General features: G+C 72.4%; 10 protein-coding genes. 2 read left to right on the top strand and 8 right to left on the bottom strand.

Going from position 1 to position 11,525, the window contains the following annotated elements:
* The 4 genes from AX721_RS25800 to AX721_RS25785 form a co-directional block, all read right to left on the bottom strand.
* Positions 1-232: hypothetical protein (locus AX721_RS25800; RefSeq protein WP_197422722.1), on the bottom strand; the 232-nt coding region annotated here is incomplete at its 3' end.
* A complete protein-coding gene (locus AX721_RS25795; RefSeq protein WP_068878825.1) occupies positions 225-713 on the bottom strand; it encodes a hypothetical protein in 489 nt (162 codons plus the stop codon). The genes AX721_RS25800 and AX721_RS25795, both read right to left, overlap by 8 nt.
* A 71-nt stretch (positions 714-784) precedes the next feature.
* Positions 785-1,588 carry a phosphoadenosine phosphosulfate reductase family protein gene (locus AX721_RS25790; RefSeq protein WP_231754764.1) on the bottom strand — a complete coding sequence of 268 codons (804 nt, stop codon included), beginning with the start codon at positions 1,586-1,588 and terminating at the stop codon, positions 785-787.
* A gap of 156 nt (positions 1,589-1,744) precedes the next feature.
* Complete coding sequence (locus AX721_RS25785) at positions 1,745-2,719, bottom strand: hypothetical protein (protein WP_068878824.1); 975 nt, start codon at positions 2,717-2,719, stop codon at positions 1,745-1,747.
* 440 nt (positions 2,720-3,159) lie between these two features.
* On the opposite strand from AX721_RS25785, the gene AX721_RS25780 reads away from it, so the two are divergent.
* Positions 3,160-3,525 (top strand): single-stranded DNA-binding protein, encoded by a 366-nt coding sequence (locus tag AX721_RS25780; protein ID WP_068878823.1) that lies wholly within the window; start codon positions 3,160-3,162, stop codon positions 3,523-3,525.
* Positions 3,526-3,584: 59 nt separating this feature from the next.
* Here the strand turns inward: AX721_RS25780 and AX721_RS25775 are convergent, their stop codons facing one another.
* On the bottom strand, positions 3,585-7,844 hold the full coding sequence (locus tag AX721_RS25775; RefSeq protein ID WP_068878822.1) for a strawberry notch family protein: 4,260 nt from the start codon (positions 7,842-7,844) through the stop codon (positions 3,585-3,587).
* Between the two features lie 208 nt (positions 7,845-8,052).
* On the opposite strand from AX721_RS25775, the gene AX721_RS25770 reads away from it, so the two are divergent.
* The gene (locus AX721_RS25770; RefSeq protein ID WP_068878821.1) at positions 8,053-8,271 is read left to right on the top strand and encodes a hypothetical protein; all 219 of its coding nucleotides are present in this window, start codon (positions 8,053-8,055) and stop codon (positions 8,269-8,271) included.
* 71 nt (positions 8,272-8,342) lie between these two features.
* Here the strand turns inward: AX721_RS25770 and AX721_RS28690 are convergent, their stop codons facing one another.
* The 3 genes from AX721_RS28690 to AX721_RS25760 are packed head-to-tail and all read right to left on the bottom strand — an operon-like array spanning position 8,343 to position 11,364.
* Positions 8,343-10,376, bottom strand: coding sequence for a ParB N-terminal domain-containing protein (locus AX721_RS28690; protein WP_068878820.1), 2,034 nt, complete (start codon positions 10,374-10,376; stop codon positions 8,343-8,345).
* Positions 10,357-10,743, bottom strand: a complete 387-nt coding sequence (locus tag AX721_RS28860) for a toprim domain-containing protein (RefSeq protein WP_369796686.1) — start codon at positions 10,741-10,743, stop codon at positions 10,357-10,359. The genes AX721_RS28690 and AX721_RS28860 overlap by 20 nt, the downstream gene beginning before the upstream one ends.
* Entirely contained in the window at positions 10,744-11,364 is a 621-nt protein-coding gene (locus tag AX721_RS25760; protein ID WP_369796685.1) for a hypothetical protein, read from the bottom strand. It abuts the gene before it with no gap.
* Positions 11,365-11,525 lie beyond the last annotated feature (161 nt).

Here is an 11,525-nt window from a genome sequence, read left to right as displayed (position 1 = left end):
CCACCCCGCCGAACCGCGCCATCAGCGCCTCGGCCGCACGGGCGGCGTTCGCGCCAGGCCGCAGGCAGTGCGCGAGGACGAGCGTGAGCGTGTCGCCCTCGTCCAACGCCGCCGGCCCATAGGTGACGAAGCGTTCGCGCAACTCGTCGGCGGAATCGGCCGCCGCCACAATCGCCATCGGCGCCGAGACTTCGGCCACGCCCAGCGAAAAAAGCTCGCCGTGCTCAGCCATGGCGGGTCGCCTCCGGAGCGCCAAGACTGCCAACCAGATGGTCATAGCCCTCTCGCAGCAGCGCCCAGGCGGTCGGGTCGGTGTCTTCGGGCCCGACCATCGTGATCCCGACCTCGAGCTTGGCCAGCGCATCGGCCAGCGTTCGGCAGGGGAGGGCGGCCATGGCGGCCGAACCGGCCGTTTCGCTTTCGAACAAGGCCGGCAGGCGCTTGTCGATGGCGATCATTTCCAGCGCGGCCGCATCGCGGGCCCGCGCCGCCGCCCCGAAGTCGAGCGAGCCCGTTCGCCGCTTGAGGTCCTTCTCCAGGTCCTGCCATCGCAGCAGGAGCCACCGCAGCTGGTGGCGGGCCTCATGCCAGGCTCGGGCCAACTCGGGCAGAGGCCGCGCCGGCGCGGCCCCGGCCTCGATGGCCGCGACCGTCGGGGCGGCGGCGAGGAAATGGCGGCGCGACAGGCGCGGCCCGCGAGGGGTTGGGGGCATAACCAGAGCTCCTGGGCCCAGCCGGGACCATTCCCCGCCGGGCTCGCCCCGCTCGTCCCTTGCTCCCCCTCTCAGCTGGGACCGCCCGCCTCCCCGAAGGCGCCGGCCGGCAGCCGCCACGGCCGCTGCAGCACCGGCAGGGTCCAGGTCTCCCCACAGGCGAGGGCTGCGAGCTGGGGGTCCGCCAGCGCCGCAGGGTAGGGGGCGCCCCGATCGGCGAGCGCCGCCACGCTCACGGCGCGCTGGATGGTCTGACCAGAGCGGGCCTCCAGGTCAGCGACCTCGGCGAAGATCGCGGGAAAGAGCGCCCGGATCGTCGCCCACTGCGAGGGCGAGCCGAAGATGCAGGCGCGGCAGCTCAGCCGCGACCAGCCAAGGCTATAGGCGGGGTGCGGCCGGATCATCGCCACCGCGATCCGGTCCCACACCTGGCCCTCGGCCCAGCCGAGGACTGGGCGCCAGTGGTCGACCCGGCGGCGACTGCAGTCGGTCCGGTGCGGCTCGATCGGCCGGTAGCGCGCCCGCGACGGGCTCTCCTCGGCGCGCTCGCCGGTGACGACCAGGGTGCGGCCCTGCTCGAACCGCGCCTGGCCGCGAATGGCGGCGGCCAGGACGTCGATCTTCAGCGCCGGACTGCACCAGCGCACGGAGAGGTCGGCCGACACCTGCGGGAACCGGCCGCGCACGCCCGGCGGCCCATGCCCTCCGGAGACGCCCAGGCCGCCGCCCGGCTGCTCGAAGCGGATCGGGGCGGTCGGACCGCCGTCCCTGGCCATCTCCCGGCGGAAGCCGCCCTCGCGCCAGGAGTGGTAAAGGGCAAGCCCGAAATGGTCGGCCAGCGCCGCCACATAACCCGGGGTGATCGGCCAGTCCATCAGCACCGGCCCCCGGGCCGTCGACCAGGTGGTGATGCAGCTCGATCGCCGGCGGCGACACGCCGAGATCGAACAGATGGAGCAGCGCCGCAAGGCTGTCCTTGCCGCCGCTGAAGGCGACCACGATCCGGTCGTAGGCGCGGGGATCGACAGCGCTCATGGCCGACCCTCCAGGCCGTCGTAGAGCCCTGGCGCCGCGTCGAGCCGGGCGGTCCGGCCTGCGAAGGCGTCGAACACGGTCAGCCAGCGCCGCATCTCGGGCCGCTCGACCGCGCCGGCGACGGCCGCTTGCCAGCGGGTGAGGCTGCGCGGGGCGGTCTCCCAGATCGCCTCGATCTCGTCGGCATCGAGCAGGCCTTGCTGGCGGATAAAGGCAGTCATCGACCCGGGCCTAGGCTCTGCGCCCCGGGAGCCCTTCACCGCCGTGCGCCAGAGCCCGTCGACATTGCGCAGGCGCGGCCGGGCCCGCGCCTCGATCAGGACGATCTGTCGGAGTTGCTCGGCTGGCAGCGCGCGGATCTCCGCCGGTCGCGCCGCCGTGCAGAAGAAGCAGGCGCTCTTCACCGGAACCGGCAGGCCCGCGCGGCGGATGCGCGCGATGCTGTCGGGCCGTGTCCATCCCCACTCCCGCAGCGGATAGCGATGCGTGTACTGGGGATCGTCGATCGCCTGGGCGACGCGAAACCGGCGCTCGTCCGCCGGCCCCGCGTCATACCCGATCAGCTTCACCACCTTGCGCCCGGCCGCCCAGGCCGCCTGCGCCGGCGGCCAAGCCTTGGCCCAGGCGTGCTGCGGGGCGGCCTTCCACTTCTGCGAACAGGTGCCGCGGCCAAAGGCGATGCCCGGCAAGGTGCCGTTGGTCAGGAGGTTCTCGGTCAGTGTGCGGTAGGGCGGCCAGTTCTTGAAGTTCTTCGGCGCGTAGCGGACCACCTCGGACGGCACGCCGTGATCGGCGAGCCAGGCGCGGAACACCGGCACGAAGGCCAAGGTCTCCGCCTTCTCAGCCCCGACGTCGGCGAACAGGACCTGGTCGACCGGCTCCCCCCGCCCGATCAACTCGATGAGCATGGCCGTCGAGTCGACACCGGCGCCCCAGGCGGCGAGGACCGGCGAGCGTGGGGCAGGGGACATGGCGGCCTCCGGCACGCCGGCGAAGGCCCATTCCTCCCGCCGGCTCGCCCGGCCCGTCCCTTTCTTTGCCCCGCACCCGGCACGGCCGCAGCAGAGACCCGCCGAACCCAGCCGCCCGAGGTCCTCGTGGACACTGCGACAGCGCCGCGAAGCAGGTGGGACGCGGGTGAGGTTCGAGCGTCCCCTGCCGCCGGCGGCCGAAGGCGGCGAGCGGTCCCTGGGCGATCACCCGGCGACCCTAGGGCGGGGCGCGTAGGCGTGAAGCCGACCTCGCCAGCGAGGCGGCCGAGCCGGACCCTCCGGTCTTCGCGGCGCTGCAGACCGGCTTCCAGCCCGTCCGGGCGTCACCCCTGCGCTTGAGCCCCGCCCGAGGCGGTCGCGTGATCGCGGCAAGCACCGCAAGGCCGCCCGGGCCCCACCGGGCCAGCAGGAGAACGACGATGCTCAACCAAGTCCAACTGATCGGCTTCACCGGCGCCGACGCCGAGATCCGCACCACCCAGGGCGGCAAGTCGGTGGCCACCGTGCGGGTCTGCACCAGCCGCACGACCCGCAAGGAGGGGGAGCGCAAGGACTACCCGACCTGGCATCAGATCGAGATCTGGGCCCCCGCGACGGTCAAGTGGCTGGCCGACAAGGGCTTGCCCAAGGGCGCCAAGGTCCTCGTCCAGGGCGAGATCCGCCACGACCGCTTCACCGACAAGGACGGGATCGAGCGCTTCTTCTCCAAGGTCGTGGTGGCGCGGCCGGGCCAGATGCTGACGGCGCTGGACCGCCCCGAGCCGGAGGCCTCGGACGAGGCCTGAACGAATAGCCCCACCCGGAGACCGGGTGGGGCGTCTCGCCGTGGTGGCCGCAAAGGGGGCTAGGCGGCCTTAGGCAGCACGGTCTGAGGCGGCCATTTGGCCAAGACGGCGGCGAGGACCTCAAGCTGGTCGATGGGCACGAACACGCGCGGCGTGTAGGCGATAATTTCGACGAAACAGCCGAGCGCCGTGAACGACGACCGCTGCGCGGCCGCGCCCACCACCTCCATCCGGTAGCGATCCATCACCTTGGCCCGGCGCAGCCAGAGGCCGCCGGCCAGGGCCAGGGCCGCCCCGTCCTGCAGCACAAGTCCTGAGACCTGGGCCGGATCGCCGTAGGCGCTGGCGACATCGGAGAGACCCAGCGCCACCTTCAGCGCCGGGACCTGGCCGGGGTCGAGCAGGCGGCCGAGCCAACGGCGGCCGTCCGGCGCCTTCAGGCGGCGCACCGACGTCCCCTTGTCGGGGAGATGGGTCCAGATCGGCAGCAGGAGGCCGGAGACCAACACCAGGTCGCGGGTGATCCAGGGGTCGGCTTCGGCGATCTCCCGATCCCAGGCCGCGCGCCAGCTCGCTTCGTCGGTCGCCTCCCACGCCGACTCCTCGAACCCCTTCAGGGAGGCGATGGTCCGCTTCTCGGGGCGGATCAGGCGCACGGCGGGGATCAGGCGGTCGTCGTCGTTGGTGGTGGTGAGGCCCTGGACCACGAGGGCGGCGCGGCCGGACTTGCTGTTGACCGCATAGATCACGCCATCGGCGTCGAGGCCGGCGACGGCGTCATCGGCGTTCGTCAGCGCGCGGCGGGTGCGGACCTGGAAGCGTAGCAGCTTGGTCTGGGCGCCAGTCACCGCATCCTGGCGCACCACCTCCTCGTCGGTGATCACCACATCGTCGGCGACGATGTCCTCCATGCCCCGATCGAGGGCGCCCGACTGCGCCGCCCGCTCCAGGATCGAGCCGAGGATCTCGTCGAAGGCCGCGAACAGGGCGTTCTGGTCGGCGATCCTGAGCGCCAGCAGCCGATTGAGGAAGGTGTTCATCGGCGGCATGTCGTCGGCCTTCTTGAGGTCCCCGTCGCCGTCCACCAGCCGCAGGCCGGTCTTGGCCTCGAAGGTCTCCCGGTCCATCGCTGCGACGTGACCGAAGTGCAGGGCGACGTAGAAGGCCTGCAGGGCGCGGTGCGCCCAAGGGCTCTCCAGATTGTCCTCGGCGCGGAACAGGCCGTTGCCGGCCGTCCGCCGCTCGCCCCGCGTCAAGGCCCCCAGACTGTCGAGGCGGCGGGCGATCGTCGAGGTGAACCGCTTTTCGCCATGGATATCGGTCGTCACCGGCCGGAACAGCGGGGCGCAGGACTGGTTGGTCCGGTGCGAGCGGCCCAGGCCCTGGATGGCGGCGTCCGCGCGCCAGCCGGGTTCCACCAGGTAGTGGACGCGCCGTTGCTGGTTCTGGGCCGCGAGGTCGGCGTGGTAGCTGCGCCCCGTGCCGCCGGCGTCGGAGAACACCAGGACCCGCTTCTTGCCGGCCATGAAGGCGTCCGTCTCCGCCTTGGCGGCCGAGGCGCTACGGCGTTCCACGACGCGGCGGCCGTCACGGGTGACCACCCGGCGCGAGCGGCCGGTGATCTCGGCGACCTGTTCGGTCCCCAGCTGCTCGAGCACGGCGTCCAGCACCCCGTGGACCGCAGGCAGGCCGGCGAGGTGAGCGACCAACTCGTCGCGCAGGCGCAGAGCCTCCTGGCTGACCACGGGGCGCCCGTCCGCGTCGGTCACCGGAACGAGGGTGACATTGCCGTCCTCATCCTCCACGGAATCCATCGCCATCACCGGGAAAGCGCCCATCAGATAGTCGAGCACCTGGTCCTTCGGCGTCAGGTCGACGGCGAGGTTGTTCCATTCCTCGGGCGGGATCTCCGCGAGGCGCCGCTCCATCACCGCCTCGTTGGTCGAGACCACCTGGACCACGGCCGAGCGGCCGGCGGCGAGGTCCTCCCGGATCGAGGTCACCAGCGAGGGGGCCTTCAGGCCGGACAGCAGATGGCCGAAGAAGCGCAGCTTGGCGCCCTCGAACGCCGATATGACCGCCGAGGCGGCCTGACCGGACTTGGGCTTGCCATCCTCGGTGACTCCGACCGCCTCCAACGCGGCGCGCAGGTCGGTGTGGATCAGCTGATAGGCGTCGGCCCAGGCGTCCCAGATGGCGATGTCATCTTCGGAGAGCGGATGGCGCAGCGGCTCGTACTCGACACCCTCGAACGACAGCGAGCGGGCGATGTAGAGGCCCATCGCCTTCAGCTCCCGGGCGATCAGCTCCATGACCGCCACGCCGCCGGTCTCCACGGCGTCCATGAAGGCCTCGCGGGTGGGGAAGGGCGCCTCGGGGCCTCCCCAGAGCCCGAGCCGCGCCGCATAGGCGAGGTTCTCCGGCGTGGTGGCGCCGGTCGCCGAGACATAGAGGATGCGGGCGTTGGGCAGGCGGTTCTGCAGGGCGAGGCCCGCCATGCCCTGCTGCGACGCCTTCTTGGGTCCGCGCGCGCCCTTGCCGCCGCTGGCGGCGTTAGCCATGGCGTGCGCTTCATCGAAGACGATCACGCCGTCGAAGTCGCCGCCCAGCCAGGTCACGATCTGGTCCAGCCGCGAGGGGCGGTCGCCCCGGGCGGGCTGCCGCAAGGTGGCGTAGGTGGTGTAGAGGACGCCCTTGTCCATGCGGATGGCGTCAGCCTGCTTCCAGGCCGACTGCGGGGTGATGTCCGATGCGCTCCCGCCGATGGCGCACCAATCGCGGCGGGCGTCCTCCAGCAAGGCGTCGTTCTTCGACAGCCAGACCGCCCGGGTGCGCCCCTGGGCGATGTTGTCGGCGATGACGCCGGCGATCTCCCGACCCTTGCCGCAGCCCGTGCCGTCGCCGAGGAAGAAGCCCTTGCGGAAGCGAACGGCGCCGTCGTGGTCGTCGGCGACCAGGATCAGCTGGTGCGGGGCCTCGCCGACGACCCACGAGCCAGGCAGGAGCTGGGCGTGGGCTTCGCCGGCGTAGATCACCGTCTCCAGCTGGGCGTCGGACACCAGGCCCTCGCCAGCGACCCTCGTCGGCAGGACCGGCCGATAGGTGGGCGCGGGCGGCGGGACCGAGGCCATCGGCCCGGATTCCACGAGCGGGGAGGGGTGCGGCGCGCTCTGAGGCAAGCGGACCCGGCCGAGCCGGTAGGCCTGGTAGAGGCCCACATCGTGGCCTTCGCCCGACCAGCCGCAGGTCTCGTAGGCGACCGGCGCGGTCTCCGCGAGGAAGGCGAGCCGGCCCGCCGGCGCCGCCAGGGCGCGCGCCTTCGGCGCCAGCAGCGCGACGGGATTCACGCGGCGGAACTGCCGCGCCTGGGCGGTCGGCCGCGCCGCGACGGCCGCGGCCGTCTTGGCCGCGTCGGCAAGGGTTTCGGCGCAGAGGACCTCGGGGATGGCGCCGTCGCCGCCGCCGCGGTCGACCACGAGGAGGCCGGTCTCAACCGAGGTCCCGTGCTTGGCGTAGGCGCGGTCGGGGAACCGCAGGCGCAGCGCCATCCGGCCCCGCGCGGCCAGGGCGCGCATCGTCGCCGCGTCGGCGAACAGCCGCTCGGGCACGATCGCCGCCATCCGCCCGCCGTCGGCCAGGGTGTCCAGCGCCGCATGGAGATGGTCCTCCAGGTGCTGGAAGGGCGGATTGACCAGGGCGACGTGGAACGACCCCGAGCTCGGCAGCACATCAGGCAGATGGGCCGCGTCGTGCTGGACGCGGGCCGCGAGGGGGAAGAGGCCCTCGAGCAGGGCGGCGCGGGCGGCGGCCCGCTCATTGAGGGTCAGGGCGCCGCCACAGGCCTCCGCCAGGATGGCCAGGAGGCCCGTTCCGGCCGACGGCTCCAGCACCTGATCTCCCGGCCGCACCTGGGCGGCCAGCACCGCCAGGGCGCCCAGCTCCGGCGGGGTGGAGAACTGGTCCATCGCCACCTGCTCCTCGGAGCGGCGCGTGTGGGTCAGGCTCAGCGCCGAGAGGTTGGCCAACAGCGCGACGATGTCGGCCGGCGCGTCCTCCAGCCGGCCGATCTGGGGCGCGAGACGCCGCAGCTGCAGCACCAGGGCCGCCTCGATGGCGTCGTAGGCGTCGCGCCACAACCAGGCGCCCTCGGCGTCGGAGGCGCCGAACGTCGTCGTCATCACCCCCGACACCAGCTTCCGGTCGAGCGCGCGAGAGCGGTTGAGATGCGGGGTCAGCGCCCGGGCGGCGGCCAGCAGGTTGGCGGCCTTCTGGTCGGTGGCGTCGCCGGCGGCGGTGAACAGGGGCAGAAGCGCATTCATGGGCGGGATCCCGATCACCCGCCGCGGAGGGCTCCTCCCTCCAGACCCGACGGGCTCGCCCGTCCGGCCTCTTCCTTCACCCTTTCTCCGCTGGGGGACGCCGTGCGCAACCCTGAGGTCGACCGCGGCGAGGGCGTAAGCTTACGCATCGCCGCCGCCGACCAGGCTGGGTCAGTATGCGCGTCCCGCACCGAGATGGAGGTTTCCGATGGCCGACCCAGAGCACAGCGATCTCGTCCAGGCCACCGGTCTGGCGATCGCCCTGATCGGCTCGCTGCTGGAAGGCCGCGGGCTGCTGCCGAAGGGCGAGCTTGGCCGCCACCTCGCCAACCTCGGCCAGATCACCGCGGAAACTGAGGCCGTCCAGGGCGAACTTCTCGACCAATGGGCGGCGATCTCGGCCCAGGTCAGTCGCGCCGCCCATTGAGCGCCGAGGGGTCGTCGCAGCACGATGGCCCGGCTTGGAGGCCGGGCCATCGCTTGAGCGGACCGCGAAGGTCAGGCGGCGATCGGAACGGCCGGCGCCGCGTCGTCCGTGCCGGTCTCGGGAACGCCGCCGGCGTCGTCCCCCGCGTCGGCCTCATCCGTCTCGACCTCATCGGTCTCGGCGACGGTCCGGTCCCACGCCAGGGCCGAAGGCGCCCACTGCCGTTCGGCGGCGCTCTCGGCGACGAAGGCGACCAGGTCGTCCTTCTTCAGGGCCTTGGCCCGGTCGTCCTCGACGCCCATCTCCTCGAGCAGGCCAAGCAGCTGCTTCTTGGAGTGGACCGTGAGATAGGCGGCGTCCGGGGTCCAGTGGGCCGAGATGTCGGCGCCGCAGAGGGCGGCGATCTCGGCCGCCTCGGCGCGGGCGGCGTGGCGGATCAGCGAGGTGCGGGCCTCGCGCAGGTTCAGCGAGACCGCGGTCAGCTCCGCCATCAGCGCCATCTTCTCCCCGTGGGCGAGGGTCTCGACCCAGGGAATGGGCCGCAGCCCCGAGGCCTTGTAGGCCGCCCGCCGCGCCTCGAGCCGGTCGCGGACCTCGCCGTCGAGGGCAGGGATCGGCGTCGTGGAGCCGCGGCTGTAGCGCGTGCCTGAGATCTGCAGGGCGGCCGCGTCGAGACTGCCCGCCGAGTGCAGGGCGAGCTGCTTGAACAGCTGCGCCACCAACACCGTCAGCGCCGCGCCCGGGTCGTCGGCCAGATCGCGGATCAGGCCGCGGGTGGCGACGTCGGTGCGGGTCTCGTGGAAGACATGGCTGGAGCCGTCCACCTCCACATCGGCCTTGGGGACCTCGACGTCGGCCGAGCTGCGGCCATAGCGCTCGCCAACCTCCAGGGCGTCCTCGTCCGCCTCGTCCTCGATCTCCTGCGGCAGCTGGTCGGCCGGCAGAGGGACCGAGTAGAAGGTGGCGGCGAAGCCATAGTCGGCGTCGGCCGGTGAGAGCATCACGGCGCCGATCTTGTCCCGGCTGAGCGACGCGCCGGCGACGGCGGCCATGGCGCTGACCAGCGGCCCGAAACCGGCCGGGGCGTCGTCGGCCTGCGGGTCGACGTCCTGCAGCGCCGAGGAGAGTCGGGTCACCTCATAGCGGGCGTCGTCCAGGGCCTTGGCCTGGGCGTCGGTCAGGTCCGGACGGTAGACATAGGGCAGGCGGGCGAAGCCGTCGGGCGCGCCGAAGGCGCCGTCTTCCCCCAGATAGACCGCCAGGCCCTCGGCCTGCAGATGGTCGATGATCGGCTGCACGCGCTCGCGCCAGGCCGCCTGCAGGACCTCCGGGTCGAGCACGGCGTCCGGCAGCTCGCCGAACAGGTCGGACGTGACCCGGCCGCCGGCGGCGAGGTAGCGGTCCATGCCGACCAGGATGAAGCGCGGATCGTCGGCGGTGACCCGGCCGCGCTCGACGACGGCGCGGATCTGATAGTCCTGGAAGTAGCCGTCCAGCGCGGTCTGGGCGATCTCGGCCTGCTGCTTCTTGTCGGGCAGGCGGGCGAAGAGGCGCACCTGCTTCAAGGTCAGCTTGCCCTTGCGCAACGCCGTCAGCACCGAGGGGTGGACGGCGGCCAGGGCCTCCAGCCGCTTGATCTCCAGCTCGGCGTAGCCCAGCGCCCGGGCGATGGCGTTCGTGTCCATCTTGGCCTTGCGCAGCCGGCCGATGGCTACGATCACGTCGGCGACGTGCACGGGCGCGTGCTCGGTGTTGGGCAGCACGATGGCCGCGGCCTGCTGCGCCTTCGTCTCGGCCAAGAGGCATTCGACCTCGTAGTCGTCAGTGATATCGCCGCGGTCGCGCAGCAGCATGAGGCCCAACCGGCGGCGCCGGCCGTCGAGGGCCATGAACCGCTCCTCGCCCTTGCGTCCGGGACGGACGATGGGCGGAATCACCACGCCGGCGGCGAGGATGGTGTCGGCGAGCTGCGGCACGCCGTCGTCGGCAGGCTCGGCGTAGCGAAGGTTCTCCTTCGCCAGCCCGAGATCGCCTAGACGCACCTGGACACGGGCCATCGCGGCGGGCGCGGGGGATTCGGAAGCTTCAGTCTGGACGTTGGTCATCGGGGTCAGGCTCCAGCGCCTGGGCGAGGGTCATCCTGCCCCTGGGCGCACCCCCCCAATCCCTTCCTCTCCCCTCCATTGCCGCCGAACCCTGCCGCCGCAGATGGTCGGACCACTCGTTCCAGTCCCCGAACGGTTCCGGCGGCAGGGCGACGCTCGCCGCCACGCCGGCGTGGACCAGGCGGCCCTGCAACTGCGCGGCCGAGGCCTCGCCGTCCTTGCCGCGATCGGCGGCGATCAGCACAGAGCTCACGCCGTCAGGCGGCGACCAGACGCGCAGGTTGCGCGTGGAGAGCAGGGCCCAACCGGGAAGGCCGAACCATTCGGTCGCGGACAGGGTGGTGAAGACGCCCTCGCCCACGAGCATTTACTCGGCGGCCTCGTCCAGGCGTACGGCGCAGCCGCCCGGCGCGGGCCCGACGGTCTTGCGCGGCAGGCGCAAATCGCTCGCGCGAGCGCCATTGGCGGCCAAATAGGTCACCTCGACGGCCGTAAAGGCGCCGGCGGCGTCCTGGATGGCGGCCAGCAGCGCCGGCCGTCGATAGCCGTGGCCCCGATAGGCCGAGACCGCGGCCTCGCTGTTGTGCCGCAGGACGGCAGGACCGGGGAGCGGCCGCTCCACGCCGCGCAGGCGGCAGTGACGCTCCGACAGGGTCTTGGGAAGGGCGCGGCCAGCCTCCCAAAGGCGTAAGGCGGCGTCCCGCCGCTCTAGACGAGAGGCGGTCGGGCGCGTGGGCCGGCCGCCGACTGGACGACCGGGCCCGCCGAGCGGCGCATGGTCGGCATCGATCAGCCGCTGATCGCGCAGGAAATCCAGCACCGCCTTCCAGTCGCCGTCGCCGAAGGTGTGGACGATCACCCGGCCCTCCCGCAGCAGCAGCGAGACCGAACGGTCGGCGGCGCTATGGCCAGGGGCTGGGATATTCGCCCGCAGGCCGCGATCGTAGAGATCGCCGCCCAGGGCCTGGACGATGGGTTTCAAGGACATGGGTCCTGCCTCCTTTGTCCCTCAAGGGTCGCCTCCGACGCCCTTTCTCCATCTCTTCGGCCGCCCACCGGGTCGGCCCACAACCTCGACAGGGGGCGTTGCGGGGCAGGCTGTGCCAAAACTCGCCGGCCGCCCTGGCGTGGACGCCGCATCGAGCCGGC

Source organism: Phenylobacterium sp. CCH9-H3 (assembly GCF_001557235.1).
Lineage (GTDB): Bacteria > Pseudomonadota > Alphaproteobacteria > Caulobacterales > Caulobacteraceae > Phenylobacterium.
Note: the sequence above shows the minus strand (reverse complement) of the source record. Positions and strands in the feature narration are given on the sequence as shown.

Excerpts from the sequence above, each read along its gene's own strand:
- AX721_RS25795 (WP_068878825.1), bottom strand. The coding sequence starts at position 713 with ATGCCCCCAACCCCTCGCGGGCCGCGCCTGTCGCGCCGCCATTTCCTC.
- AX721_RS25760 (WP_369796685.1), bottom strand. The coding sequence starts at position 11,364 with ATGTCCTTGAAACCCATCGTCCAGGCCCTGGGCGGCGATCTCTACGAT.
- AX721_RS25790 (WP_231754764.1), bottom strand. The coding sequence starts at position 1,588 with ATGGACTGGCCGATCACCCCGGGTTATGTGGCGGCGCTGGCCGACCAT.
- AX721_RS28860 (WP_369796686.1), bottom strand. The coding sequence starts at position 10,743 with ATGCTCGTGGGCGAGGGCGTCTTCACCACCCTGTCCGCGACCGAATGG.
- AX721_RS25785 (WP_068878824.1), bottom strand. The coding sequence starts at position 2,719 with ATGTCCCCTGCCCCACGCTCGCCGGTCCTCGCCGCCTGGGGCGCCGGT.
- AX721_RS25775 (WP_068878822.1), bottom strand. The coding sequence starts at position 7,844 with ATGAATGCGCTTCTGCCCCTGTTCACCGCCGCCGGCGACGCCACCGAC.
- AX721_RS25770 (WP_068878821.1), top strand. The coding sequence starts at position 8,053 with ATGGCCGACCCAGAGCACAGCGATCTCGTCCAGGCCACCGGTCTGGCG.
- AX721_RS28690 (WP_068878820.1), bottom strand. The coding sequence starts at position 10,376 with ATGACCAACGTCCAGACTGAAGCTTCCGAATCCCCCGCGCCCGCCGCG.
- AX721_RS25780 (WP_068878823.1), top strand. The coding sequence starts at position 3,160 with ATGCTCAACCAAGTCCAACTGATCGGCTTCACCGGCGCCGACGCCGAG.